The following is a 26,694-nucleotide window of genomic DNA, read 5'->3' as shown; positions in this document are numbered from 1 at the left end:
TTTATGCTAGCATGCTGGATTTAATGCTTAAGGATAGTGATGAATCAAAAATTGATTACATTTGCAGAGGCGTTGCAAATTGGGCTAAATCTGCCTTGCCAAACACGCCAAACCGAGAGAATCAAATTAGAAGAGGGCTTGGGGCGCATTGTGAGCGAGGATATTGTGGCATTGGAGGACTTGCCTAAAGCCACGCATTCAGCAATGGATGGCTTTGCCTTTGCTTTGGAGGATTTGGGGGCGCGCGTGGGTGTAGCGTTTGTGGTGTATGCGGGCATGGATGTGAGCAACCTAGAAGTGCCTAAAGGGGCATGCGCGAAAATCATGACCGGTGCGCTCTTGCCTCAAGGTTTGGATTTGGTCGTGCCCTTTGAGGAGATGGCAGAATTTGATGACAAGCACGCTCAAGCTCCTAAGCACAAACCCAACCAACAAGCCTTTAAAAAAGGGGATAATGTCCGCTTCCAAGGCGAGGATTTGCAAAAAGGAGCAATTCTAGTTAAAAAAGGCACGCGTTTGCATATGGGGTTATTAGCCCTTTTAGCCTCTCAGGGCATGGCTGTGATCCCAGTTTTCAAGCGTTTAAAAGTGGGGGTGGTGAGCAGTGGGGATGAGATCGTGCCTTTAGGCACTAAAGCCCTGCCCCATCAAATTTATGATAGCAATGCCCTAGCCCTAGTGGCGTTGTTAAAAGATCATGGCTATGAGGCGTGCCATTTGGGTAAGCTAGGCGATGATTTGGAGGCGCAAAAGCACGCCATAGAGGGGTTTTTAGATTATGATGTGGTGTTGAGCAGTGCGGGCGTGAGCGTGGGGGATAAGGATTATTTTAAAGAGGCTTTGGCACAAATGGGCGCAAAAATCCACTACCACGGGGTCAATGTCAAACCGGGCAAGCCCATCATGCTAGCCAGTTTGCAAAAACAAGGGCGATCCACGCTGGTTTTTGGTTTGCCGGGCAACCCTCTAAGCTGTTTGCTGACCTTTTTGGCGTTGGGTTTGGGCGTGCTAGAAAAGCAAGCCGGATCGCTAGCAACACCCTTGAGCGTGCAAGCACGCCTATCAGAGCCTCTCAAACTCAAGGGGGATCGGATGCATTTGATCTTGGGGCATTTAGATCAAGGCATTTTCACCCCCTATCGTAATAACCGCTACAGCTCGGGGGCTTTAGATGCGCTCGGGGCTTGTCAAGCCATTGCCTTAGTGCAAGGCAACACCGAAGAGATCGAAGTCTTTTTTTACAAACGCTTTTTATAAGAGCTGGAAGCCATAGGTGAGGGTGAACATCAAATGGCTGCGATCCGAGTCGATATTGCGGGGTAGGCGAGGGGCGTAGTTGCCGTTCTTGCCGATCGCCGGATCCCATGATCCGCAAGTATCAGGAGTGGGTCCAAAGCCATACCCCAAACAATAGCCTTTTTTAGTGATGTTGTTGTAATACTCTAATTTGAGATCGAATTTGAGGTTGTAACGACTCAAAAAATAGCTCAAAAAGAGGGCGACACTCTGCTCATTAGCGCGTGGGGAGGTGGTCAGACGGCCCAAGACCTTCCAAGTAAAGCTTCTATAATGCGAGCCAAAATACAAAAAGCCATTGAGCGCGTCTTTGCCAACAATGTTATTGATCTCGGCATCATAAATACTATTAGTCCAGATGTTATACCCTAGCGGGTCGCCATAAATGCCGATATCCCCGTTGGCATTGCCGATATTTTTATAAATGCTCCCCCCAAATTGCCATTTATTGTAGTAAAAGCGGGAGCGGAAAAAGAGAGTTTGCCCATATTTGCCCATTTTTTCTTGCCCAAATAAGATGATGTCATAACCCCGACCTGATGGGGGGAAAAAGGGGAAAAAGCCGACAAAAGTCCCCACCCATCTAAAGCCCTTATCTCTAAAATTAGGGTTGGTGTCATAGGTGATGTTGATCCCGGGGGCGTTCATGCGCCCAAAGATGGAGTAAAAATAGGGGTTAATTTTTAAGCCCTTGTGTTGGTATTTCAAATCGGCAATCATCAAGGGCTTACCGCTGGTGTAGTAACGCCCAAAGGGCCAAAACCAGTCGCTAGAGGCAGAAGCGCGCGCATCGGAGTAAAGCACACGCAATTTATAATCTTTGTATTTGACATAGCCCTCGACCCCTTGACTAAAGGAAGTGAACCAGTCATAATCAGAGAGCTCGTAACGCCCGCCCTTGATCCCAAAAATGCCCTTGTAGTCGTAGCTCAAATAGGCGTTATTCACCATCGCATAACGGGGTTTTTGCACATTCAAGCCACTATGTCCGGCATACCAGCCGATGTATTCCCAGTAAATCCCGCCGTCATGTTTGTAGTAATATCCCGGAGTCCCGGGACCACCGGGTTGGCCGCGTGCGATGTCGTTACCCTGCCGCGCTGTGGAGTCATAGGGCAGGGCAGAGAGCATGCCCCCCACTTCGGCGTGCAAACCCTTGTAAAGGTCCATGCTAATATTGAGTTCGGCTAAAAGCGAGGTGTAGCTACCTGTGGGGTAAATGAATTTGGAGGGGTTATAACGCTTGTTGTTGAAGCCATATAAGGTGTAGCTACTCATTTTGCCGGTGATGCTCATGTCAAAGGCAATCGCTTGCTCTAAATATGTCAGAGCAAGTGCCACAAAAACAAATCCCTTAGGAGCGTGTCGGCGACTTCTAACTTGCATAAACACCCTTTGGAATAGATGAACGGAGAGATGGCGTATTGTAGCAGAAAAAAGCTTAAAGGGGAAAGACTCCCCTTTTTACGAAAGAAAAAACAGATTTTAGAAGCTGTAGCTGATGTGAGTCATCAAGTGGCTGCGATCTTGCACCACCGTGTGGGTGATCGCACCGGTATTTTGCGGGCCTTGAGCAAAGCCAGCTGCAGAGAAAAGACCGGTGTTCAAGCTCAAAGGCTGACCCATGTAGCTTAGGAAGCCCACGCCGGGGTTATAGCCTGCACGGATAACTTGCATGAACCATTCAAGCTTGATCCCAGCTTTGATGTGCTTGCCAATTTGGTAGTTCATATACAACGCTAGGGCTTGGCCATCAGCACGCGGAGATGTGGTATAACGCTCGGCGAGCTCCCAGTCAAACTTACCATACACCGCACCCGTTTTGGCATAAAGGGTAACCGCATCGGCTGCGGTGATGTTGTTGATAGAGGCAAACCCTAATGAGTAGATACCACCTGTCCATTGTTCCACACCATCGATGGCAACGGGGTTACCATAGGTACCGATGTTGGGGTTTGGGTTACCAATGGCAGCATAGATACCAAAGGAGGCGTTGTAGTTATCCCAGTCAAAGCGTTGCTTGGCTAGGATGATCGCCCCACCCGGACCTTGCAAACCTTGCCACTTCCCGTTGTTTAAGAAAGGGTCCCAAGTGTTATAACGCGCGGGCGCATAACGACCATACTGGGCGTTATTCCATTGATAAACATACATCGCATACAAGGTTGTTTGCGATCGAAAGCCCCGCCCGCTAAACTCCGGATTAGTATCGTAATACAATTTGATCTCAGGAGCGGTGAAGACCTCTGGGGAGAACCACACATGCGGGTGGATTGAGAAATGTTTATTAACTTGGTAGATCACCCCGATTTTGTGCTGGCCCCAAGGCTTTTCGCGATAAATTGGGAATATCCATTGCCCATCAGCAATACCACGGCCCCAGGAGCTGAACACTTGGAAAGTCAGCTTATTGGTCAGGTTAAACATCCCATAGAAACCTTGGGTCAATTGGTAGAACCAGTCAATGTCTTTTACTTGGGTGGTGTCATAACGCCCAGCGATGATCCAAATTTTATCGCTTTTATACTGGACATTTGCCTTATAAATCTCGTAACGGCGGGATTGCCCGGGGGTGTAGGCACTGGCTGGGTAATAGTTAGGGGCTAGCCCGTTCCACTCACCCATAAACATATACCCGATACCGCGTGGGTCAGCGACCATGCCGGGGCGATAATCCCCCCCTAGCATCCCACCACTGGTGGCAGGGACACAAAACCCATTGGCACTATCTGGTGTGCCACCACAACTCACATTCCCCCATGTGCTACTAGGGTTATAGTTTTTAGAATATCTGTCGTAACGCGTGCCATCATAGGGCATACCCCCCAGCGCACCCCCCACGCTCACGCTCCAACCCTTGCCCAAGTGTAGGGTGCTCTCCAGCTTGCCCGTGAGCTCCACAAAGGTGCCTGTCGGGTAGTAACCTGCAACCGGGTTGATGGGCTGCGTGTTAAAGCCTATCTTAGAGAAGTTGATGAGATCCCCATGGACTTCATAAGAGAGGGCATCTAGCGCACCTAGCCCAAAAGAGGAAGATAAAATCAAAGCAGGAGCGATTGCTTTTCCCAGCTTGCGCCCCTTAGCCTGCGCCTTCCTCGTCTGTTTTTTGATCATTTCCTTCATCAGCATTGCCTTTATATGTTAAGTAACCTTGAGTGTTGCATCTACACAGAACATGTCTAAGACCTTAAACCAATAACAGCCTCAAGCCCACGACAAAACTATGATTGTGTGCCCGCATTCTAATATAGATTAGGTATTTTTTTTCTTAAAAAAACCTCTAATCGTTCCGCTTTCTTAACTCGCCTAAAGAATGTTACTTTATATTTTTTCATAATATTATTACCCATCATGCGAGTGGTCCAACCTAAAATTTGAGAGTCAGGTTCGCCATCAAATGGCTACGATCTTGGTAATTGGCTTTAGGCACAGAACAATTGGTGTTACCCGGAGAACAAGAAAAAGTTGGTAGTGCAGTAAGACCGGGAAGACCTGCCAAATAACCTCTGTGCATCTGCACCCCGTAATATTCCACCTTGACATGGAAAAAGAGCGAACGGGTGAAAGCATAATCTAGGCTCAGAGCTGCTGAATATTCATTGCTACGCCCACGGTGTCCTTTAAAGTCCTTATTAGCATTGCTCACCCGCCCAAAGATCGACCATGCAAACTTTTTATACACGCTCCCCACCGAGCCATAAATCGTTGTGGTGTTGGCATTAGTGGCGGCATCGGCGATCCCATCATAAACAGTATTATCCCAAAAGTCATAGGCGACCATGCCATAAATATCATTGACATAGGAAGTGTTGTTCCCCATGGGCATGGTGTGCGCGCCCAAGTAGGCATCGGAGTTGCCAAAGGTGTTATACAACCCGATGATGTAGGTGAATTTGTTCCAGCGGAAAATTTGGCGGAGGTTGAGTGTTACGCCGTATTTGCCCACCGCCGATCCATGTGAGGCAGCGTCCCAAATGCTATACAAGCCCGTTTTGGGGTTATACCAACCTGAGTAATAGATCGGCACGGTGAGCATGATCAAACTTTGGGAGCGGAAACCCACCTGTTTGAAATTCTTATTGGTATCATAAGAGAGTTTGATACCCGGTGCGTTGTAAGTTTTGGGTGAAAAATAATAGTAAAACTCTGTGCTTAGATTTTTATAATCATAAGTGGCACTCGTGCCATGCCAGCCGTAGTTAATATATTGCCCGTCTTTCTTCAAGTAGGGCACAACCGCATAAAACTCGTAAATCCAAGAGTTAAACGCCAAGCCCCGCCCATAGGAGCTCCACCACCAGAGTTTAAAATTTTTAGTGGGTCTGTAATACAGCTCCCAGCCTTGGTTAGACCCACTCATCAAATCAATATTAGCGGTATAACGCCCTAGCTTGAAACCAAAAACATCTTTGTAGTTATAATCCAAATAGGCATTATCCAAGACATAGGGTCTAGCATGCAAGGAAGCAGATTGGCTTGTCCCAGCATAACTTGGACTCCAATATTTATCAAAAAAGTAACCATGCCAGCCCCCGATGAAGTTATAGATCACCGAGCCAAAACGCTGGTCATCATGCCCATGGTCGATCCTTAATTTTGTGCCATCATAGATCACTCCCCCCACTTCCCCGCCAATGCCAAATCTTAGCTTGTGATCGGCAACATGCTTGGGCAATAAGCCCACATTAAAATAGACATTCCCGGTTACAGAGGAAAAGCTCTCTGTGGGATAAATCCCTAATTTGGAATTTAGCGGGGAGTTGTTAAACCCCACTTTGCTAAATAGATCCAATTCGCCAGAAAGTTTATAATCTAGGGCATGCAAAGAGCCTAGTTGGGCTAGCAAAAGCGCAGATTTGAGCCATTTAGATTTAGAAGGCGTACGGGTATTCAATTCAAACTCCCTTGTGCGTTGTGATTGCATTTTAACATGATTTATCTCCTGACTTTAAAATACTCAAAAACCCTAGAATAAGGGCTTGGGTGTTGTGTATCCATGTTACAACCCCATTCAAAATTGCGCCTTGATAGAGGTCATTAAAAAGCTGCGATCTTGGTCAGTTGCGCCTACGCTATAATCACGGACATACCACTGGGCGATGTTATAGCCCTTGTGTGTATAGACATCGTGGTATTCAATTTTGATATTGCTGGAGAGATAGCGATTCCACTTGATCCCTATGTTGAACGCCACGCTTTTTTCATTGGCGCGGGGGGAGAAGGTGAGGCGCCCGACCAGCCCCCAAAAGAGCTTGCGATAGACCCCGCCCCAAAAGATAAAGCCGGTAATGGCATTAGGTGAGAGCATGTTATCCATTAGCCCCCCATAGACACTCGCATCGCGATAATCAATCCCAATGGGACTCCCATACCACCCGATTTTAGCATTGGGGTTACCGATATTTTGGTAATACCCACCCCCAAAATTATATTGATTCCAATCAAAACGCTGGCGGATATAAATGCTCACCCCGCCCTTTCCTAGTTGCGTGCCCCGATACCAAGTATCGGCCAAATGTGGGCTGTAAATGGGGAAAATCACCATCATTTCGGTTAGGGATTTAAACCCCACCCCATCAAAAGCAGGGTTTGAGTCATAGTGGAGTTTAAAACCGGGCGTGGTGTAGGTGTTGGGGGAAAAATAGACAAAGGGCACTAAAGAAAAATGGCGGGTATCGTAATTAATGCCCACCGCATGGATGCCCAAATCCACATCTTCGCCCTTTTTGTTGGTCGTGGTGATGGGGGCATACCAAGGGCGGATAAATTCCCCCACTGCTAGCGCGCGCCCAAAGGAGCTAAACCAGCGTAGGCGGAAGTAAGAGAATTTATAAGAGATCTCAAAGCCTTCGGTATAGCCACTTAAAAAGGTTGTCTTGGCTAAATAACGCCCACCTATAAAGGTGAGTATGCCTTTATAATCGTATTTCACGAAGAGATTATAGAGCACATAGGGTTTAGCGTTTCTAGTGGAGATGACATTAGACTTTTTCCAAGGCACATTGTCCAAAAACCCCCAATAACGCCCCATGTAGTAATATAATTTAGAGCCATAGACTTGCCCTGTGCTCTGATCGATGAGGTTTTTGGTGCTATCATAAGCCATCTGCCCCACACTCCCCCCAATGCCCGTTGTGATCTGATGCCCGTTTTTGTTAAGCAAGGTCGCATCGGCTTGGACTTTCAAGGTCATGCTCACAAAACTTTCGGTAGGGAAAATGCCCTTAGCCGAATTAATGGGCGAGTGGTTAAAGCCCACCTTAGAGACCGATTCGGCAACCCCACTGAGTTTATAGCTAAACGCCCCCATTAAATCCACACAGCACACACCGCACAAGGCACCCTTGAGGAGTGCTACTAAGTCTTTCATAGGACCTCTAAAGTTTGACTTTGATCTCCGTAAAAATATGGCTTCTGTCTTGGTAGGTTGCTGGCTGGTCGGGCAAATAGGGGCCATTCCAACCCACCTTATAACCCTTATGCACGATCTGGTTATAATACTCCACCTTGATGTCTGCATAAAAATGCTTGGAAAACTCATAGCCCAAGTTGAAAGCCAAGCTTTGTTCATCTGCACGGGGTCCATAGGTCAAACGCCCAATCACACCCCAAAGCCATTTTTTATACACACCCCCGCCAAAGAGAAAGGCGGTAAAGGCATCCGCATCCATCATGTAGGATAGAGAGTTGAGGGTATTGGCATAGACGGTATTGGTCCAAAAGTCAAAGCCCAAGCGGTTACCATGGTAGCCAATCATCCAGTTAGCATTCCCAAAGCTCTTATAAATGCCCCCCCCAAAGTTATAGTTGTTGTAGTCAAAACGCTGTTTGATCATCAAGCTATGGGCGTTTTTGCGCGAAATCATACCGAACTGGTAAGTATTCCAAAAGCGTTTGGCATAAAAGGGATTGAGCACGGTAATGTCTGTTTGGGATCGCCAGCCTAGCCCTTTAAAGTTGGGTTTGGAGTCGTAGGTGATCGTGAAGTTGGGGTCGTATTCGTTGTTGGGGGAGAAATAAACAAAGGGGACAATGCTCAAACCCTTATACTCCCATGTAATGTAAAAGGCATGCACCCCGGGGTTAATCTTGCTCCCATTGGCTAGTGTGTAGGTCTTGGGCGAGTAGAAGTTATACAGCCATTCGTTATAGGCAAAGCCCCGTCCAAAGGAGCTAAACCACCAAAACTTAAAATTGCCCAACTTCAAAGTCATATCAAAACCTTGTGTGTAACCACTCATATAATCTGCTGGGGATTCGTAACGCCCGCCCCTAAAGCGGAAGATGTCTTTATAAGAGTAGTCGATATAGGCATTGTAAATGACATAATTGCGCGTGTTGTTGGCATAGCCTTGCACGCAATCAGCCGCATTGACTCCCCCAATTACGGTCGCATCGGATAATTTTTGGAGTTGGGCGGCACTCATGCCGGCATATTGCGACTCGCTCCCCCCGCCTGCCCCATACCAGCACTGCCCCCAAGGTTTTTGCCCGACCAATCCGGCAAAATAGCCCACATAGTTCCAATCCATCGCCCCATAAGGCTTGCCCGTAGCCTCATTGATTAGGTGCTTGGTCCCATCATAAATCATTCCTCCCCCAAAGCCCCCCAAACTTCCGGACATGTGATGCCCATTAGCAGTCGCACTCTTAGGCAAGAGCTCGGGGAAATCTAATTGCAAATACGCCACCACAGTAACAAAAGTTTCTGTGGGGTAAAGACCCTTATTGGTGTTAATGGGCTTGTTGTTAAACCCAATCTTAGAGAACGACTCCGCCCCGGCTTTAAATTTGGCAAAGGATTCGAGATTTCTCCAATCAAGGGCTTGGATAGGCGATATGGCTAAAAGAGCCGCCAAACTTTTGGATAACAAAATAACCTTTTTCATCACATCCTCGTTAATTTTTGCATACCCCCTCTCTTAAGACAATGGCTTAAAACTGAGCCGTGATGGTCACCATCAGGTGGCTTCGATCGCTATAACGCCTCGAATAAAGCACGCTGTTACTAATGCCATTTGCTTTAGCATAGGCAACAGGATCACCCCACACCCCTTCCAAATAACCTTTATGCATGATCAAACCATAATACTCTAATTTAACCTCTGCTTTTAAAGCTTGGGTAAATTTGTATCCCACATTGACAGCACTACTCCCCTCATTGGCTTTGAGCGCACTGGTCCAACGCATCAAAATGCCCCAAAGCCATTTTTTATGCACACCCCCGCCAAAAATCCAGCCACTCACTGCGTCCGTGCCCACGACATTACTCAAAGACTGCCCCACATCATAGACGCTATTGGTCCAAAAGTCAATCCCTAGAGGGTTACCTGTCGTCCCAATGAAAGAATTAGCATTTTGCCACACCTTGTAAAACGCCCCGCCAAAATTAAACTCATTCATGTCAAAGCGTTGGCGGATCAATAAAGACTGCCCGGTTTTGCTCATCTTGGTCCCATAGCGGTAGGCAAAATCCCCGTAATTGATCGTGCCGGTTTGGGAGTTTGTGGTATAAACGAGGCGATCGTAATAAATGGGGAAGAGCGCCACTACGCGTGTTTGGGATCGAAAACCCACCCCATCAAATTTAGGGTTCGTGTCATACTTCAAATCCACCCCGATCGTGTTATAAGTCTTGGGTGCAAAGTAATAAAAAGGGCTGATGCTAAAGGCACTGCCTAGTTTCTGAAAATCTCTTGTGTAGGCAAAGGAGAGCGCATGGATTCCATAATTGACTAACTTACCTTGTTTCCCGCTAGGACACTCCGTGCATTGCACGCCATTAGGCGTGGTGTAGGCTGAACGGGGCGAATAATAATCATACAGCCATTCGCCATAAGCAAAGGCACGCCCCCAAGAGCTAAACCACCAAAGCTTATAAGTGCCATTGTGTTTGTCTTTAAAGCGCACAAAGGTATCAAAACCTTGCGTGTAACCGCTCATATAAGCCGCCTCCGATTCGTAACGCCCCGCCTTGATCCCAAAAATATGTTTGTAAGTGTATTCTAGCCACCCTTCATTGAAAACATAGGTTCTAGTATTTTTAGAAATATCCGGGTCTAAAAAACGATTCCCCATAAAGCCATTGTAATAACCAATGTAGTTAAAAATTTGCGTCCCCCCGGGGAGGTGTTTTGTCCCATCATAAGCCACACCGCCCACGGTCCCCCCAATGCTCCCCTTAAGGCTATGCCCTTCTAGTTTTTTAGGCAATAGGCTAAAATCAATCCGCCCCTGCCCCACGACCGTTACAAAAGTCTCTGTGGGGTAGATGTTTTTAGATTCATCAATCTTGCTGTTATTAAACCCAATCTTAGAAAAAGACTCCGCCCAGCCTCCTAATTTATATTCAAAAGCTTCTAAGCCCCCCGTCAGAGTCGCCAACGCTAAAACCTGCTTACTTAAACTCTTCATCCCAATCTCCTCAAGATTTTGGTTAGCTTTAACGAGCATTTACCTTTGCAAGGCACAATGATACTACTATTTCCCTTGTTTTTTCATATTTTCTTTCGTTTTTTTCCAAAACGCCATTCTATTTTTTGTCGTGGCTATGTTAAAATGACGCAATCAAGCTCGTATAAAGTGCGCTGCGATCTTGATAACCGCCCTGACAGCCCGTGGTGCAAGGCGCATTTAAGCCCGCTTTGTAGCCTTTATTGGTGTGCACGCCATAGTAGAGCAAATCCACGCTCCCTTTTAGCACCTTGTTAAATGTGTAGCCCAAAGTGAGCATATAACGCCCCTCCCAAGAAACCGGCGCGCTACTCCATTGCCAAAGCATCTTCCATGAAAATTTCTCTTTGAAATGCGTCGCCCCATAAGAAATCATACCTGTAACCGCATCCGCTTTTAAAGCCGTGCCTGCTACACCAGCATAAATACTATCATTGCCCATCAACACACCTGAGGGGTTGCCCATATTCCCCACATAGGCATTGGTATTTTTAAAATTCTTGTAAAACGCCCCGATGAGATAAAAATTGTTGTAATCAAAGCGTTGTCGGATGATGAGGCTTTGCCCATTAGGCGTGGCGGGGTTGTCATATCTGTAAATGGGCTTGCCATCTTTACCAACCAGCATCCATGGATAATACATGGGGAAAAAGGCGATTAAATGCGTGTGGGAGCGGAAACCCTTACCGCTAAAATTGGGGTTAGTGTCCCAACCCACTTGAAAACCCGGGGCGTTGAACGCTTTGGGCGAAAAGTAGTAAAAAAACTCGGTTAAGAGCTTGTGGCGGTTGTAAATGAGGCGCACCGCATGGGTGCCATAGGAAAGTTTCTTGCCATGTGGATCCCAACCCCCCTTGCTATTTTTGGTGTAATCCCCATTATAGCTTGTTCTGGGCGCATACCAATCAATTAAGAATCCCCCCCCCACAATTGCACGCCCCCAAGAGCTAAACCACACCAAGCGCGCATGCTTATACTGCCCAAAGACCTCAAAACCCTGTGTTTTTCCGCTCCGATAGGGCATGGTGGAATTGTAACGCCCTGCTTTGACTCCAAAGACATTTTTATACTGGTAGTCCAAATACGCATCGCTAAAAATGTAGGTGTGTGCGACCGCGCGCTTTTTGGCGTTCTGAACCGCAACGCTATCAGTGGATAATACATTGGAAGCCCCGCCCAAGTAGCCATCATAATAGCCATAAATCTTATAAAGCACGCTCCCATCTTTATAATGGCGTGTGCTATCATACAAAACCCCCCCGACCATGCCCGCAATGGCTCCCTTCAAGCTATGATCGCTCTTTTCAGGCAAGAGGCTAAAGCTCAAATCCAAATAACCCGAGATCGTGGCATATTGTTGGGTGGGGTAAATGCCCTTAGAGCTATCGATTTGGTGTTGGTTAAACCCAATCCACGAAGTTTGTTCGGCTTTGCCACCCAATTTGTAATCAAAAGCAAAGGCGGTGGAAAAAACCAAGGGACCTATTAAGAGAGCTTTTGAGAAAAAACAATACCTGTTTTTCAGGTCCTGCTCGCTCGCTTCACTCATGGTAATACTCCTTTTGATAGTGTCATACATTTTAACAAAAAACGCCCCCAACACACGGGCGCACCCCCTATTTTGCCCTCTTTATAAAAAATAATAGACCGATATGCTACTAAGTGTAACCAAGAAGATAATGATAATCCCTAGAAAGAAGCGATCAGTTGGGTATAAAGCGCGCTGCGATCCTGATAATTGCCCCCACAATAGGTCTTTTGTGGGTTGCAAGGTCCATTCAAGCCCGCTTGGTAGCCCTTGTTGGTGTGCAAGCCATAATAGGCAAGATCGACAAGCATTTTAAGCCAAGGGGTAACTTGGTAGATCACTGAAAACACAACCCGCCCCTCATAAGAAACGGGCGCACTGCTCCACTGCCAAGTCATCCGCCATGTGAATTTCTTTTTAAAATGCGTGCCCCCATAGACTAATGACCCGGTTATGGCATCTGCCTTTAGAGCCGTGCCTGCATAACCTGCCCATAGACTATTGCTATAAAGCTCCACCCCAGCGGGGTTGCCCGTGTTGCCAACATAAGCATTCACATTGCGGAAGTTTTTATAAAAAGTCCCCAAAATGAAAAATTGGTTAAAATCAAAGCGTTGCCGGATAATGAGGCTTTGCCCATTGGGTGTGGCGGGGTTATCATAGCGGTAGATATGCGCCCCATTTGCCCCAACCACCATCCATGGGTAATAGATGGGGAAAAAGGCGGTGATCTCGGTGTTGGAGCGGAAGCCCAAGCCCTGAAAATTGGGGTTGCTATCCCACCCTATGCGCAAACCCGGTGCGTTAAACATCTTGGGGGAAAAATAAAAGAACCCCTCGGCTAATAAATGGTGTTTTTTATAAGTGAGTTGGACAGCATGCGTCCCATAGGCGACCTTATGCCCTCTAGGGCTCCAGCCCCCATTGCTATTTTGGTAATAACCCCCGCTATAAGATACTCTAGCGGCATACCAATCTCTAATGCGCGCACCCGTTGAGAAAGCACGCCCCCAAGAGCTAAACCACCACAAGCGGACATGTTTAAACTGCCCATAAACCTCAAAACCCTCCGTTTGTCCAGATTTATAGGGTGCAAAGGAGCGGTAACGCCCCGCCTTGATCCCAAAGAAATTTTTATAATCGTATTCCAAATAAGCATCACTAAAGATATAATCGTGGGCATAGTTGGTCATTTTTCTATTTTTAGTGGTGATGCTATCGCTTTGCAACACATCTGCCCCACCCCCTAGAAAACCATCGTAGTAACCAAAATTTTGATAGACCACAGAACCCCCCTGAAAGTGCTTTGTGCCATCATACAAAACACCCGCAACCATGCCCCCAATGCTCCCCTTGAGGCTATGCCCGGTTAAGGTTTTAGGCAAGAGATTAAAATCAAGAGCAAGATAGCCCGCAATGGTGGCATATTGTTGCATGGGATAAAGCCCCTTACTCCTATTCACTTGATCTTGGTTAAACCCAATTGTAGCTGCCTGATTGGCAAACCCGCTCAATTTATAATCAAAAGCTTCTAAAGAGAGAGACAGCGGGGCTAAAACCCCCAAAGCAAATTGCAAAGACAATTTCCTCATGCGATCTTCCTTGTGGGGTGCTAGTGATCTTGGACAAATTTTAAGGCTTCCTCCAAACTAGCCATGTCCGTAACGCTGAAAGTGGGTTTGTTGCTTAGGCGTTTGTTGAGATTTTTAAGCACGCTGGTGCCAAATTCGATATAGTAGTTAGCTTGCGTTTCGCACACTTGCAAACAGCGATCATAAAGCACAGGTTTAACTAACTGCACCCCCAAGCACTCTAGGGCATCCGCTTTGTTTTGGTAAATTTGGGTTGTGGCGTTGGAGACAATGCCAAAGGCATAAGAGTCTTGCAAACTTTCTTGCAACAAGGCTTTAAAGTCCGCCACCATTGGGGCTAAGAGGGGGCAGTGGCTCACCACACTCATGGGCAAGAGCACCAATTTTTTAGCCCCTAAGCTTTTGGGCTCTAAGCGTTGCAAAAATTCCTTTTCGCCCGCCAACACGACTTGCGACCCATTAAAATTAGCCACATGGAGTAGTTGCCCCTGTGCCCTGACTTGATCGCAATAGGCTAAAATACCCTCTGTTTGTGCCCCTAGAACCGCTAACATGCCTAACTCTTTGGCATGTCTGGTGCAAACCTCTTCCATCAATCTGCCCCGCTCAAAGACTAATTTTAAGCCCTGCTCTAGGCTCAATGCCCCACTCGCCCCATTAGCACTAATTTCGCCCAAAGAATGCCCCAAGCCCATTTTAGGCACAAGATCGCCTACTTGACTCATAAAGAGCCTAAAAGCCATCATGGAAACCAAAAAGATCGCGCTTTGGGTGTAGGCACTCTTGTTAAGATCCGCATTTTCACTCCATAGCAGCTTAGACATATCCCGTTTTAACACATCGCTAGCTTCCTCGCACATTTGTTTAGCCAAGCTAGAATGCGCGCACAAATCCTGCCCCATGCCTACATGCTGTGAGCCCTGCCCACCAAATAGCCACACCGCCATTATTATCCTTTCATTTGTTTTGGTTATTGTAACACAAGTTCTTAAGGCGATCTTGCAGAGGCTTAGAATTCAAATCCCCACGCTCAAGCTGGAAAAATGCGTGTAGATAACATAAGCCCTATTGTTGGGTTTGCTGGCAAACTTGACATGTTTTTTGGGGGTGTAGTCAATCCGCACTTTTAAACTTTGCTGGCTGTTGGTGTGGGGGTAAGAGAGTTTGGCTAAGAGCGTGCAGGCTTTTAAAAGCAAGGAGCTAGAGGGTTTATTAGGGTGGGTGAAAATCAGCATGTGCGCGCTGGGCTTATCTTGGATATGCGCCCAAATGTCTTGGGAGCGTGCCATTTTCAACAATTCGCGGTTTTCCTTTTCATTGCGCCCGATGAGCACCTTAACCCCCTCAATCTCAAAATTTTCAAAGCGTGCTGGGGGGGTCTTTTTCTTGGCGGTGTTTTTGGGGGGGGTGAGCAAGTTTAGCTCCTCTAGGCTGGCATGTTCTAACAGAGCTAATTTAGCCTCTAAAAAGGCAATCTTGGAGGTGAGATTATCTCTTTGCAAGGCAACATGGGCGGATTTTTGTTTGCATTTTTTGGATTCTTTAAAGAGTTTATTAGCCGCATCGCTCAAACAACGGGCATTTTTAGGCAGTTCAATAGCCTCTCCCTCTAATTTAAGCACGGGGCTATAAATTGCCTTGGGGTCTAGGTGGTGCAAGTTAGAGAGAATCAAAGAGGCGTGGGTGTGCTTTTGTTGGGCTAGGCTAGATAAATGCGCTTCATTGGGTAAGTCTTGCAACACCGCTTGCAAGTTTTGCTTTTTTTTAAGCCACAAGTCCTCAAGGTTGCTTTTTTTGGTGTTAAGGAGTTTGGCACTATGGGCATGGTGCAAATCTTGCAAGTCTTGCAAAAAATCAGGCGTGCTTAAAGGCTCTAGGGGGGGGCGTTTGAACTGGGGTTTTTGCAAAGCGAGCAACACTTGGTTTTTGAGCACGGGGCGGTAACTCTGTGTTTCTTTGACAAAATGCAAGGCTTCGATGACCTTGTTTTGCATGTCTAATAAAATGGCGTTGCTGTGTTTGCCCGTAAATTCTAATTGCAAACAAGAGCGGATTTTTTTATAGGCATGGGGGCATTCTAGGGCGATTTTTAAAATGCGATCCTCATTTTCTAAGAAGGCATCTAAGATTTTGGCATTGGAGGCGTATTTTTCCAAAGCTAAATTAAAGGGAGTCTTAGCCACGCTTAAGCGGGTGGTATCCACATAGACATAACTTTGGGCTTGTTGCATGAGGGCTTTAAACAAATAATGGGGGGTGTCTAGGCTCAAAAGGTTTTGGTGGTGGCGGATGGTGATCTTATTTTGTTGCTTTAAGAGGTGGGCTAGGTGGTAAAGCAGGGCATAGGGCATCATTTGGGTTCTAGCATTCTTTTAGCATAGGCTAGGGCTTCTTTACCCAAATTAGCATCCACCATGCGCGCGATCTCTAGGGCTTGTTCGTCCTTGTTAAGGGGTTTGACAGCAGTTAAAGAGCCCTCTTGATGGACTAAGAAATGCTTATTGGCAATGGCTGGCAGGTGGGGGGCATGCGAGATAGCGATGATTTGATAAATCGCGCTGAGTTCCTTTAAGATCAACGCCACGCTTGCGCTCTCCCGCCCGCTCAAATTGGTGTCCAGCTCATCAACGATAATGGTTTGTGCCGGGCAATCCAAAACTTGTTTTTTCAAGCTTGCCTTTAAAGCCAAGAGGGCTAAACGCAAGCGGTTAAACTCGCCCGCACTCACATGGGCTAAGGGCGTGTTGCCCAGTGTGATCTCCAAGCTCTCTAAACCCTTTGTATTTAGGGGCGTGGCTTGCAAGCTCAAGGCGGGTTTTTTAAGCAAGAGTTGTTGGGTATAGTGCTCTAAATTTTCTTGCATGGAGGGTAGGTATTTGAGGCGTTCTTGTTTGATCTCTAGGGCTAGTTGCAAGCATTCTTGTTCTAGCTCTTGGGTTTGTTGCTGGAGTTTTTCGAGATTGTGGGCATGGGCACAATAACGCTCATAATCCACGCTCAAGGCTTCTTTTCTTGCCCTAGCTTGTGCCTCACTCCCGTATTTTTTCAAAATTGCGCCTAGTTTGTTGGTTTTATCCAGCAAATCTTGAATATCCATCTCCTCAAGTTCCTCTAGCTGGCAGAGGCGATCGCTTAGGGCTTGTTTGGCTTCCTCTAGCAGGGCTTCTAGGGGTTCTGTGGGGGTTGGGGTGTGCTGGAGGGCTTTGGTGATCTCAAAACTATGCTCTAGGGCTTCTAAGCCCGCCTTGATTTGGCTTGCCATTTTTTCTTTGGAGCTGTAGGCTTTTTTGAGTTCCAAAAGGTGGGTATAGCTCCCCTCTTGTAAATCCACGCTCTGTAATTGGGCTAACTCAAAACGCGCCATTTCTTTGAGCATGTCTAAATGCGTTGCCTCTTGTTGCTGTTTGGCGAGCTCTTGGCGGGCTTGGGTGTAGGCTTGGTGGGTTTTTTGGAAAGTGTGGGTGAGTTGGGGGTCTATGTAGCCATCTAAGAGTTCTAGTAAAAAGCTGGGGGTGAGTTCTTGAGCGTGTTTGTGGCTAGAGATGTGTAACACAAGGGGGGCAAAGCGATCGTGGAGGGCTTTTTTAGTGCTGGGTTTGTGATCCAAAGTGCGCTTGGTTTTTTTGTCCTTAAAAGCTTGGAGGTGGTGGGTGTGCTTATTGTCCTTATAAAGGGTGCTGATGCTTTGGGCGCGCACCTCTTGCAAGCCTAAGCTAGCCAGCACACAATCAATTAACACGCTCTTACCGCTCCCACTAGCCCCGCTGATCACATTCAAATGGGGGCTAAATTCCAAGCGTGCATGGGCAAAAACCAACCCCTTTTTAATCTCTACACTCTCTATCATTTTAACCACTGATTTTTAGACCCAAGTCTAGCACAGGCAAGTTTAAAGGGCAATAAGTCAAACCTCTCCTCACTTTTTGAATTTCAAAGCGTCCTTGCTAGCCAAGAATATTTCCACTTCCCTAGCATGCCCAAAGAGCAATAAGGTATCTTCAAGCTTCAAGATGAGCGATGGCTCAATATTGTAAATCCACTTGTTTTCACGCTTGAGTGCCACGATTTTTAAATCCGCTTGGAAGGAATGCAAAAAATCTTGCACTTGCCGATCGGCATGCGCATTGCCAACATTCAAACGGATAATCTTCATGCTATTAGTAACATCTAACACTTCTAGATTGGGGTTAAAAGATAAACTCTTGACCAATCTTTTAGCCGCATCGCGTTCAGGATAGATCACGCGATCTGTGCCGATCTTGGATAAAATCCTGCCATGGATGAGGGTCGAGGCTTTGGCAATGACCTCAGGAACTCCAATTTCTTTGAGTGCCATCACGCTTAAGATCGAGGCTTCCACATTTTGCCCAATGCTCACAATAGCGGTATCCACCTCCCCAATCCCGGCATCTTTTAAAGCGTTAATGTCGGTGCTATCAATGATAAACAAATTGTCGCACACACCCTTAAAAACCTTGATACTCTCCTCATTAATATCCATCGCGATCACTTGTTCGCCATTTTCCACCAAGCCATGCACCACATGCGAGCCAAATTTACCTAGACCTAAAACCGCATAAGTTTTCATAAAAGCATTCCTTCTTCAGGGTATTTGATATGGCGTGTTTTGCTCTTGCCCATGAGTGCCATGCTAAACATCAAAACCCCCGCACGCCCCATAAACATCAAAACAACCAAATAGAGCTTACCAAAATTGCTAAACGAGGCTGCAAATGAGAGAGTGCCCCCATCGCCCGTGCTGGCTCCCACCGTTCCAAAGGCAGAGCAAATCTCAAAGAGCAGGTGCAAAAAATGCTTGTTTTGGGTGTCATCAGTCGCGCTCAAAATCATCACCGAGATGATGATATAAAACATGGTGATGATAAAAACCAAAAAGGATTTTTTAACAAGGGCTTGGGGGATGGTTCTTTGGAATAGCACCACTTCTTTATCCTTGAGCGTGCAATAGGCATATACCAGCAAGAGAGTCATGGTGGTGATCTTAATGCCCCCAGCCGTGCCCCCCGGAGCTGCACCGACCACCATCAGCAAGGAGGAGAAAAACAAGCTTTGATCGTGCAAGCCAGACATATCAATAGTGTTAAAGCCGGCGGTGCGTAGATTGACCGAGATAAAAAACACGCCTAAAATCTTCTCAAACCAGTTCGATTCACCAAAACTCTTGGGGTTATCCCACTCAAAGAGCAAGAGCACCGCCATGCCTAACACAATGCAAATAGCCGTAGCGATGAGTACAATGCGTGTATGCACGCTCCAACGCGACTTGTTGCGGTAGTCATAACATTCGCTCAACACCAAAAACCCCAGCCCACCTAGGATAATAAGCAAACAAATTGTCAGATTAACCACGACATCATTGCGGTAATTTACCAAATTGGACTCAAAGACACTAAAACCAGCATTGTTAAACGCCGAGATGGCATGGAAGATCCCCGCCCAAAGGGCTTGTTTGAAGGGCATGTTGGAGAGAAAATACAAAGTTAAGATCAGCGCGCCCAGCCCCTCAATGCAGAGTGTGAAGAGCAGGATTTTTTTAAGATATCTAATAATGCCTTGCATGTTGGGGTAATCTAGGGATTCTTTGAGCAACATACGCCCTTTAAAATCCATGCGCTTACCCAAAATCAAGAACAAAAAGCCCGCTAACCCCATGTAACCAAACCCCCCAGCTTGGATCAAGCCCATTATCACCGCCTGCCCATAGATAGTTAGATCGGTAGCCGGATTGAATGTGATAAGCCCGGTCAAACAGACTGCTGAAACAGAGGTAAAAAACAAGTCAATAAAGGGAATGGGTTTAAGCCGCATAGGCGATAGGCTCAGTAACAACGCCCCCAAGAGAGCCAAGAGCACATAACTAATTACAATGGTGCCAAAGGTTTTATTGACAGAGGAAGCTTTATTTAAAGAGCCCTCACTAGCTAACATGGCAAAAGCCTTTGAATGGAGTCAAAACCAACAAACCCACGAAAAAAAGTAAAATCCAAAAAGTCTAGCATAAAATCGTGTAGATTTGTGTTTAAGGGCACTTAGCAGGGGATTTATCCTCTTGTTGTTTGTTGAGTGCTTCTGCCTTGCGGTAGTATTCTGCCGATTTGTCCTCATCAACCCCCACATCTCTAGGATCACCAGCACTCCCAGCATCCCCCATTTTATAGATAAAGCCCAACCTATCATAGGCTTGAGCATACCCTAATTCCCCCGCTTTGTTATAATACTCTAGGGCTTTTGGGATGTTTTGTTTGACCGCATAGCTCCCATATTCATAGGTCCTTCCCAATTTATAATACCCCTCAGCTGATCCCATCTGCGCTGCCTTTTGGTAGTATTCTAAGGATTTTTGATCGTCCTCAAGCACCCCATAACCCCCATCTAAATAAACATCACCCAAACCCACATACCCCTCAGCTGATCCCATCTGCGCTGCCTTTTGGTAATATACGAGAGCCTCAAGGTTGTCTTTACGGACATTGGTGATAATATTGTTATTAAAAGCATCATTCCCCATAACATAAATGTTTGCGATGCTCAAATAGGCATCCACACTTCCCAAATCGCCCGCCGTGTTATAATACCCAATGGCTTTTTCATCATCATTATAGTCATAATTGTCTGTATCAGAATAAAAATTCCCCAAAGCCATATAAACGCGTTTATCGCCTGTTTTGAGGGCTTTTTGGTAGTGTTGCAAAGCTTTGTCATACTGGTGGCACGCATAAGCTTGCTGGGCAACCAAAAAATCCTGCTCCTTTGCAAACACATCCCCGCTTAATAACAACCCCACCAACACCACTACTCTCCAGATTACCACACAACCTCCAATCACAAAAGGGCTTAACCCCCCCATTCTACACTTTTTATATGTGAGATTGTCTTAAAGGTAAAATACCCTGACTTATAGTTATACTTTGACCTATGATCTTTTCACAAACGCATTCTTTGCATATAGGACAATTTTGAGGCGTTCTGTTGGCATCTAGGGGCTAAGTGTGTTGGTGGTAAATGGTGGTCCCGACTGGACTTGAACCAGCGACCCCTACCATGTCAAGGTAGTGCTCTACCACTGAGCTACGCGACCGCAAACCACTATTTTACCCGATCTTATTTGTCTTTTGCCTTAAGAGCCCCTTGTTTGAACATCTGGATCACCAAGAGCCCCACGCCCACATCGATCAGCACATCAGCAAGGTTGAAAACCGCAAAATCAAATTTATAATGCCAATAGACATAATCCACCACCCCGCCATGCACAAAGCGATCTAAAATATTAGAGCTGCCTGCTCCTAGCACCAGCCCAAAGGGGAGGGCATTGGGGATAAAAAACTCTTTTTGGCGCACCAACAAAAAAGCCATGCCCACAATCAACAGCACCTGTAAATATTTGAGCCAAGGGCCTAAAAAATCCAACATCGAAAAAGCCACGCCCTTATTATAAGCCAACACAATGGAGATCACAGGACCATGGTATCTAAACCCCTCTAAGATCACTTGTTTTAAGGCTTGATCGCCAATGAGAGCCACTATCCCAGCTAAACTAAAATAAACCAGCGCGCGTTTCAAGGCTAACCTAATTTTTCATGGAAAAAGGTTTTGAGCTCTTGGGTCTTGCTTTTTAACAAGGCACTATCTTTGCCCTCTAACAAAATACGCAAGAGATTTTCCGTGCCTGAATAGCGGATCAGGTGGCGGATGTGGTGTTGTTCTAGGGTTTTGATCATCTCTTTAAAACCCGGGATTTTCTCTAGGGGCTTTTTATGCTTGATGGGTAGGTTTTCAAGCACTTGGGGGCAGAGCTTGAAGGGGTTTAACACCTCACAACTGGGTTTATTAGCCTGCACCAAGAGTGCACTCACCTGCAAAGCGCTCATGATCCCATCCCCGCTTTTAGAATAATCCCCCAAGATGATATGCCCGCTCTGCTCGGCTCCAAAATTAGCCTTGTGGGCGATCATCGCCGCACTCACAAATTTATCCCCCACATCACAGATCACCACGCTAATCCCTTGGGCGTTCAAATATTCTTGCAGGGCTAAATTGCTCATGCTAGTAACCACAACCTTAGCTTGGGCTAGTTGTTGGTTATTATGCTGGTAGCTAGCTAGCACCCCTATAAGCTTATCCCCATGCACCACCTGCCCCAAATTATCCACCACCACCAACCGATCAGCATCCCCATCTAGTGCAATGCCCAAATCTGCGCGATAACGCCTCACCTCTTGGCTAAGCTCTAGGGGAAAGAGTGCGCCACATTGGGCGTTGATATTGCTCCCATTGGGCTTATCATTGATCACAATCACATCGACCCCTAGCTCGCTAAAGACAATGGGGGCGACCTTGTAACCCGCGCCATTGGCGGTGTCAATCACCACGCGCATGCCCTGCAAACTCAAATGTTTGGGGAAGGAGTTTTTCAAATGCACGATGTAACGCCCCACCACATCATCAATGCGTTTAGAACTCCCAATCCCCACCCCCACTTGGCAACTATTGTGGATCAAGCTTTCATTGGCAAAAATCTTTTCAATCTCTAGCTCGCTCTCTCTTTGGAGCTTGTAGCCAAAGCGATCGAAAAACTTAATGCCATTGTCCTCAAAGGGGTTATGGCTCGCACTGATCATCACCCCCGCATCACAGCGCATATTCTCGCTCAAAAACGCAATGGCAGGTGTTGGCATGGGTCCAATTTGGATCACATCATAACCTACTGAAGTGAGCGCGCTCACAAGGGCATTTTCAATCATGTACCCGCTCTTGCGTGTGTCCTTACCCACCAAAATTTTATGACTAAGCGCGCTCTTGCTAAAATACAACCCCGCTGCAATGCCTAATTGCATCACAAACATGGGCGTGATCTCCACCCCTGCTCTGCCCCTAACCCCATCAGTCCCAAAAATCATGCTAGCACCCTATTTAATTTGTCTTTAATGCGCTTTTGGCTAGAATTTTGCCACATTATTTTTGATAAAAGGATTAAGTAGTGGCCAACCATAAATCCGCTGAGAAAAGGATTCGCCAAACCATCAAGCGCACTGAGCGCAACCGCTTTTACAAAACCCGCATTAAAAATATCATTAAGGCCGTTCGTGAGGCGGTGGCACAAAATGATGTCCCCAAAGCCCAAGAGTCGCTGAAGGTGGCGAACAAGGAATTGCATAAATTCGTGAGCAAGGGCATTTTAAAGAAAAACACCGCTTCTAGGAAGGTTTCTAGGCTCAATGCGAGCGTGAAAAAGATCGCTTTAGCCAGCTAATCCGTGCTCCCCACAAAATTAAAAGAAGTCGTGGCGCGCTACGATGCGCTTGCGGCTAGTCTAACCCAACCTGAAGTATTAAATGATGTGCGCCAGCTCACCGAGCTAAGCAAAGAACAAGCCAGCTTGGAGGAATTAGCCAGTTGTGCTAAGGAATACCTAGGCATCTTGGAGAGTATCCAAGAAAATAAAGCCTTATTGGAGGATAGGGAACTAGGCGAGCTAGCCAAAGAGGAACTTAAGGACTTGGAGGAGCAAAGCAAAGCCTTAGAGGCGCGCATTAAAATCTTGCTCATCCCCAAAGACCCCAATGACAATAAAAATATCTATTTGGAATTGCGCGCGGGCACGGGAGGCGATGAGGCGGGGATTTTTGTAGGCGATCTCTTTAGGGCTTATTGCCGTTATGCGGATTTGAAGCGTTGGAAGGTCGAGATTGTCAGCTCGAGTGAAAACAGCGTGGGGGGGTATAAGGAGATGATCGCGCTCATCAAGGGGCAGGGGGTGTATTCGCGCCTCAAATTTGAAGCCGGCACCCACCGCGTGCAACGCGTGCCTGAGACTGAATCGCAAGGGCGTATCCACACATCCGCTATCACCGTGGCGATCATGCCTGAAGCCGATGATGTGGAGATCAATATTAGTCCTAATGATTTGCGCATCGAGGTTTTTCGTGCCGGGGGGCATGGGGGGCAGTGCGTGAATACCACCGATTCAGCGGTCAGAATTACGCATGTGCCCAGTGGGATCAGCGTGTCCATGCAAGATGAAAAATCCCAGCACAAGAACAAGGACAAGGCATTAAAGATTTTAAAAGCCCGTCTGTATGAACAACAGATCGAACAGCAACAACAAGAGAGTGCGGCCGAGCGCAAAATGCAGGTGGGGAGCGGGGATCGCAGTGAGCGGATTCGCACCTATAACTACCCCCAAAACCGCCTAAGCGACCACCGCATCAATCTAACCCTCTATAGCTTAGAGGAGATCATGCTCTCAGGCAATTTAGACCCGGTCATTGAACCCTTGATCGCACACGCCCAAAGTGTCTTAGTGGAAGGCTAGGCTAAAAATCCCTTGACAAGGACACCAGCCATCTTATAGCATTGATATAACTCTGTGGGCTGGCTTTGTTTTGGTAGGCAATATCAAACCCACAGCCATGATCGACACTGGCGCGCTTGATGGGGAGGTTGAGCGAAACATTGATGCTCTCTTCAAAATAAAGAGCTTTGAGTGGGGCTAGCCCCACATCGTGATAAAGGGCAACAAAATGCGTGTAACGCGCACGCATATGTGGGGCAAAGGCACTATCAGCCGGTATAGGTCCTACAAACAAGGCACGCCCCAAGAGTTGGTTAGCACGCTTGATCGCCTCTTGCACGATTAAATCTTGTGAGCCAATAGCTCCCCCATCGCCACAATGTGGGTCTAGCCCTAAAACTACGATCTTTTCTACTTTTGGCAACACCCGCCCCAAAGTGCCTAAAAATTTTTTTAAAGGTTCTAATTGTACGCACCCGCTCACCGCACTTAAGGGGATGTGATCGCTAAAGAGTGCCACCCACAACTTAGGGCAACCTAACATCATGATCGCCTCTGCTTGGTAACGCTCTTTTAAAAGGGCGGTGTGCCCGGGGGTGTTAATGCCCCCTAATTGCCATGCCTGCTTGTGGATGGGCAGGGTGCAAACCCCCATAGCCTCTTGGCGATCAACCAAGTCTAGGGCGTGCAAGAAACTTTGGAAGCTATAAAACCCGCTCTCTTGGCACACTTGGGCGGGTTTGATGGTGGGTTTGGGGGCGTTGGGTGCGCTGCATGCCATGTTTTCTAGGGCTTGGGTGTAGCCGTTGTTTAATAGGGCGTTGGCTTGCTCTAAAAGTTGGCTATGCACGCAATAAAGAGGGGTGCAAATTTGGCTGATGTGTGTGTGGGCTTTGAGCGCGATTTCTAGCCCTATGCCCTGAATATCCCCGATAGAGATGGCGATTTTGGGTTTCATCTGTGCCCCATCGCCTCTTGCATGTCATAAATGGCGCGCTCTAACCCCACCATCACCGCCCGCGCGATGATGGCATGCCCGATATTGAGTTCTGCTAAGCCCGCAATGCCCGCCACCAGTCCCACGCTAAAATAATTCAAGCCATGCCCAGCGCACATTTCTAAGCCCATTTGCACCCCTTGCGATGTGGCTTCTTTGAGCTCTTGCAAACTGGCATCCAGCATGCTTTTTAGGGTGGGATTATTAGTGGGCAAATCTTTTAAGCGGTTTTTGTGGTGCTTGAAGTGGGAATAAAGAGTGTTGTAAAGATTGCTGAATTTGCCCGTGTGCAATTCCACGACCTTAACGCCCAAATTAAAAGCGCGTTGCAAATTCTCTTGTTGTGGATCGATGAATAGTGCCACCTCGATCCCGCAATCTTGGTAAACCTTGATGGTCTGGCTTAATTGCGGGTGCTCTAAGTTCAGCCCCCCCTCTGTGGTGATCTCTGTGCGTTTTTCAGGCACTAGAGTTACTTTAAAGGGCTTTAGGTGGCATAAAATTTGGGTGATCTCAGAGTCGATCGCACATTCTACATTAATGGGCATGGGGGCATGCTGGATAATACTAGCCACATCGTCCTCATGGATATGGCGGCGATCTTCTCTTAAATGCAAAGTGATCAAATCCACCCCGACATTTTTGGCAATAAAGATCGCCTCTAGGGGGTTGGGTTCGTGGATTTTTCTAGCCTCCCTAAGCGTGGCGATGTGATCGATATTTAGACCTAAACGCATGGGTGTTCCTTGTGATTGAGATATTGGTAAAAGCTAAGATACGCCCCTATAAAAAGCGCGATCACCGCTAAAAGCGCATAGGGCTGGTTGCGCCAAAAATAGCTAGCCAGCATGAAGGGCAGATTTAAAACCACAATAGAAAACCCGGTGAGGGCATTTGGATTGGGGTATTTGTTAATCAGTGCCTTAAACAACAAGGTGTGTAGGTGCAGGGCATCAGGCAAAGTCGCTTTTTGTTTTTGCAATTTGCGCCGCGCGATGGAAAATAACACCTCAGTTACTGGATAGACCATTAAAGCCAGCCCAAACCACACGCTCACCACGCCCTTTAAGGCTAAATCCATCAAGCACGCCCCACACACCAGCCCCAAAAGATACGCCCCCCCGTCGCCTAAGAAAATATAACCCTTAGGGAAGTTCAACACCAAAAAGCCCAAGACACCCAAGAGCATAGCCAAGATAAAGGGGCTAGGATCAGCCAGATATATAAACCCCAAAACCAAGACGCTCAAGCCCCCAGCCAACCCGTTAAACCCATCAATGATATTGATCGCATTAGCCACGCCCACGAGCATGAACACGCTAAAGGGCAGAGCCAAGATCATAGGCAAGCTAAAAAAGGGGGCAAAATCTTTTAAAATGAGCGGGGTTAGGCTAATGCAAAGCAATGCCCCTAAACTTTGCAAGAATAGGCGTTTTTGGGGGCTTAGAGGGCGGTTGAGATCTTCTAAAAATCCGCTTAAAAAGACCACCACACCCCCCAAGAGCAACCCCCAGTG

General features: G+C 46.9%; 22 protein-coding genes and 1 tRNA gene. 3 read left to right on the top strand and 20 right to left on the bottom strand.

Translation table 11 applies throughout. The annotated features are described in order from the left end of the window. Positions 1-39: 39 nt before the first annotated feature. On the top strand, positions 40-1,257 hold the full coding sequence (locus C5684_RS05245; RefSeq protein ID WP_104639630.1) for a molybdopterin molybdotransferase MoeA: 1,218 nt from the start codon (positions 40-42) through the stop codon (positions 1,255-1,257). On the opposite strand, the gene C5684_RS05240 is transcribed toward C5684_RS05245, so the two are convergent. From C5684_RS05240 to glmM, 17 genes are all read right to left on the bottom strand, one after another. After that, positions 1,252-2,682 (bottom strand): outer membrane family protein, encoded by a 1,431-nt coding sequence (locus tag C5684_RS05240; protein ID WP_104639629.1) that lies wholly within the window; start codon positions 2,680-2,682, stop codon positions 1,252-1,254. The genes C5684_RS05245 and C5684_RS05240 overlap by 6 nt on opposite strands. Before the next feature lie 99 nt (positions 2,683-2,781). Next, on the bottom strand, positions 2,782-4,419 hold the full coding sequence (locus tag C5684_RS05235) for an outer membrane family protein (RefSeq protein WP_104639628.1): 1,638 nt from the start codon (positions 4,417-4,419) through the stop codon (positions 2,782-2,784). 244 nt (positions 4,420-4,663) lie between these two features. Beyond that, positions 4,664-6,220, bottom strand: coding sequence for an outer membrane family protein (locus tag C5684_RS05230; protein ID WP_199764499.1), 1,557 nt, complete (start codon positions 6,218-6,220; stop codon positions 4,664-4,666). An 87-nt stretch (positions 6,221-6,307) separates the two neighbouring features. Then, the gene (locus tag C5684_RS05225; protein WP_104639626.1) at positions 6,308-7,666 is read right to left on the bottom strand and encodes an outer membrane family protein; all 1,359 of its coding nucleotides are present in this window, start codon (positions 7,664-7,666) and stop codon (positions 6,308-6,310) included. A 7-nt stretch (positions 7,667-7,673) separates the two neighbouring features. After that, complete coding sequence (locus C5684_RS05220) at positions 7,674-9,185, bottom strand: outer membrane family protein (RefSeq protein WP_104639625.1); 1,512 nt, start codon at positions 9,183-9,185, stop codon at positions 7,674-7,676. Between the two features lie 46 nt (positions 9,186-9,231). Then, a complete protein-coding gene (locus C5684_RS05215; protein WP_104639681.1) occupies positions 9,232-10,710 on the bottom strand; it encodes an outer membrane family protein in 1,479 nt (492 codons plus the stop codon). 139 nt (positions 10,711-10,849) lie between these two features. Beyond that, positions 10,850-12,298, bottom strand: a complete 1,449-nt coding sequence (locus tag C5684_RS05210; RefSeq protein WP_050801539.1) for an outer membrane family protein — start codon at positions 12,296-12,298, stop codon at positions 10,850-10,852. Between the two features lie 140 nt (positions 12,299-12,438). After that, positions 12,439-13,869, bottom strand: a complete 1,431-nt coding sequence (locus C5684_RS05205) for an outer membrane family protein (protein WP_013890129.1) — start codon at positions 13,867-13,869, stop codon at positions 12,439-12,441. A gap of 20 nt (positions 13,870-13,889) precedes the next feature. Next, complete coding sequence (locus C5684_RS05200) at positions 13,890-14,819, bottom strand: ACP S-malonyltransferase (RefSeq protein WP_104639624.1); 930 nt, start codon at positions 14,817-14,819, stop codon at positions 13,890-13,892. A gap of 66 nt (positions 14,820-14,885) precedes the next feature. Next, positions 14,886-16,220 carry an NFACT family protein gene (locus C5684_RS05195; RefSeq protein WP_233708664.1) on the bottom strand — a complete coding sequence of 445 codons (1,335 nt, stop codon included), beginning with the start codon at positions 16,218-16,220 and terminating at the stop codon, positions 14,886-14,888. Then, positions 16,220-17,716: an AAA family ATPase gene (locus tag C5684_RS05190; protein ID WP_104639622.1), complete on the bottom strand. Its 1,497-nt coding sequence runs from the start codon at positions 17,714-17,716 to the stop codon at positions 16,220-16,222. Before C5684_RS05190 ends, C5684_RS05195 begins: the two co-directional genes overlap by 1 nt. 69 nt (positions 17,717-17,785) lie before the next feature. After that, positions 17,786-18,457, bottom strand: a complete 672-nt coding sequence (locus C5684_RS05185; RefSeq protein WP_006016099.1) for a potassium channel family protein — start codon at positions 18,455-18,457, stop codon at positions 17,786-17,788. Next, positions 18,454-19,818 (bottom strand): TrkH family potassium uptake protein, encoded by a 1,365-nt coding sequence (locus C5684_RS05180; protein WP_104639621.1) that lies wholly within the window; start codon positions 19,816-19,818, stop codon positions 18,454-18,456. Before C5684_RS05180 ends, C5684_RS05185 begins: the two co-directional genes overlap by 4 nt. A 91-nt stretch (positions 19,819-19,909) precedes the next feature. Next, positions 19,910-20,701: a tetratricopeptide repeat protein gene (locus C5684_RS05175; RefSeq protein ID WP_158650189.1), complete on the bottom strand. Its 792-nt coding sequence runs from the start codon at positions 20,699-20,701 to the stop codon at positions 19,910-19,912. A gap of 192 nt (positions 20,702-20,893) precedes the next feature. Continuing rightward, positions 20,894-20,968 (bottom strand) — tRNA-Val (locus tag C5684_RS05170). A gap of 23 nt (positions 20,969-20,991) precedes the next feature. Next, complete coding sequence (gene lspA / locus C5684_RS05165; protein ID WP_006016108.1) at positions 20,992-21,450, bottom strand: signal peptidase II; 459 nt, start codon at positions 21,448-21,450, stop codon at positions 20,992-20,994. A 2-nt stretch (positions 21,451-21,452) separates the two neighbouring features. Next, positions 21,453-22,787, bottom strand: coding sequence for a phosphoglucosamine mutase (gene glmM / locus C5684_RS05160; protein ID WP_104639619.1), 1,335 nt, complete (start codon positions 22,785-22,787; stop codon positions 21,453-21,455). Positions 22,788-22,867: 80 nt separating this feature from the next. Here glmM and rpsT point away from each other — a divergent pair, with 80 nt between their 5' ends. Then, positions 22,868-23,140 carry a 30S ribosomal protein S20 gene (gene rpsT / locus C5684_RS05155; RefSeq protein WP_013890119.1) on the top strand — a complete coding sequence of 91 codons (273 nt, stop codon included), beginning with the start codon at positions 22,868-22,870 and terminating at the stop codon, positions 23,138-23,140. Between the two features lie 3 nt (positions 23,141-23,143). Further along, on the top strand, positions 23,144-24,202 hold the full coding sequence (prfA, locus tag C5684_RS05150; protein ID WP_013890118.1) for a peptide chain release factor 1: 1,059 nt from the start codon (positions 23,144-23,146) through the stop codon (positions 24,200-24,202). A 1-nt stretch (position 24,203) separates the two neighbouring features. On the opposite strand, the gene pdxA is transcribed toward prfA, so the two are convergent. The 3 genes from pdxA to C5684_RS05135 form a co-directional block, all read right to left on the bottom strand. Further along, entirely contained in the window at positions 24,204-25,139 is a 936-nt protein-coding gene (gene pdxA, locus C5684_RS05145) for a 4-hydroxythreonine-4-phosphate dehydrogenase (protein ID WP_013890117.1), read from the bottom strand. Continuing rightward, positions 25,136-25,915, bottom strand: coding sequence for a pyridoxine 5'-phosphate synthase (locus C5684_RS05140; RefSeq protein ID WP_013890116.1), 780 nt, complete (start codon positions 25,913-25,915; stop codon positions 25,136-25,138). Before C5684_RS05140 ends, pdxA begins: the two co-directional genes overlap by 4 nt. Further along, positions 25,906-26,694: glycosyltransferase family 4 protein (locus tag C5684_RS05135; protein ID WP_104639618.1), on the bottom strand; the 789-nt coding region annotated here is incomplete at its 5' end. The genes C5684_RS05140 and C5684_RS05135, both read right to left, overlap by 10 nt.

Origin of the sequence: Helicobacter bizzozeronii, assembly GCF_900196775.1 — a bacterium.
Classification (GTDB): Bacteria; Campylobacterota; Campylobacteria; order Campylobacterales; family Helicobacteraceae; genus Helicobacter; species Helicobacter bizzozeronii.
The sequence above is the reverse complement of the archived record's forward strand: the minus strand, read 5'-3'. Positions and strand labels throughout refer to the sequence as shown.

Coding starts and splice junctions, on each gene's coding strand:
- C5684_RS05220 (WP_104639625.1), bottom strand. CDS start 9,185: ATGAAAAAGGTTATTTTGTTATCCAAAAGTTTGGCGGCTCTTTTAGCC.
- C5684_RS05225 (WP_104639626.1), bottom strand. CDS start 7,666: ATGAAAGACTTAGTAGCACTCCTCAAGGGTGCCTTGTGCGGTGTGTGC.
- C5684_RS05180 (WP_104639621.1), bottom strand. CDS start 19,818: ATGTTAGCTAGTGAGGGCTCTTTAAATAAAGCTTCCTCTGTCAATAAA.
- C5684_RS05245 (WP_104639630.1), top strand. CDS start 40: ATGAATCAAAAATTGATTACATTTGCAGAGGCGTTGCAAATTGGGCTA.
- C5684_RS05230 (WP_199764499.1), bottom strand. CDS start 6,220: ATGCAATCACAACGCACAAGGGAGTTTGAATTGAATACCCGTACGCCT.
- pdxA (WP_013890117.1), bottom strand. CDS start 25,139: ATGAAACCCAAAATCGCCATCTCTATCGGGGATATTCAGGGCATAGGG.
- C5684_RS05210 (WP_050801539.1), bottom strand. CDS start 12,298: ATGAGTGAAGCGAGCGAGCAGGACCTGAAAAACAGGTATTGTTTTTTC.
- C5684_RS05240 (WP_104639629.1), bottom strand. CDS start 2,682: ATGCAAGTTAGAAGTCGCCGACACGCTCCTAAGGGATTTGTTTTTGTG.
- C5684_RS05205 (WP_013890129.1), bottom strand. CDS start 13,869: ATGAGGAAATTGTCTTTGCAATTTGCTTTGGGGGTTTTAGCCCCGCTG.
- C5684_RS05215 (WP_104639681.1), bottom strand. CDS start 10,710: ATGAAGAGTTTAAGTAAGCAGGTTTTAGCGTTGGCGACTCTGACGGGG.
- C5684_RS05140 (WP_013890116.1), bottom strand. CDS start 25,915: ATGCGTTTAGGTCTAAATATCGATCACATCGCCACGCTTAGGGAGGCT.
- glmM (WP_104639619.1), bottom strand. CDS start 22,787: ATGATTTTTGGGACTGATGGGGTTAGGGGCAGAGCAGGGGTGGAGATC.
- C5684_RS05195 (WP_233708664.1), bottom strand. CDS start 16,220: ATGCCCTATGCCCTGCTTTACCACCTAGCCCACCTCTTAAAGCAACAA.
- C5684_RS05190 (WP_104639622.1), bottom strand. CDS start 17,716: ATGATAGAGAGTGTAGAGATTAAAAAGGGGTTGGTTTTTGCCCATGCA.
- C5684_RS05235 (WP_104639628.1), bottom strand. CDS start 4,419: ATGAAGGAAATGATCAAAAAACAGACGAGGAAGGCGCAGGCTAAGGGG.
- C5684_RS05185 (WP_006016099.1), bottom strand. CDS start 18,457: ATGAAAACTTATGCGGTTTTAGGTCTAGGTAAATTTGGCTCGCATGTG.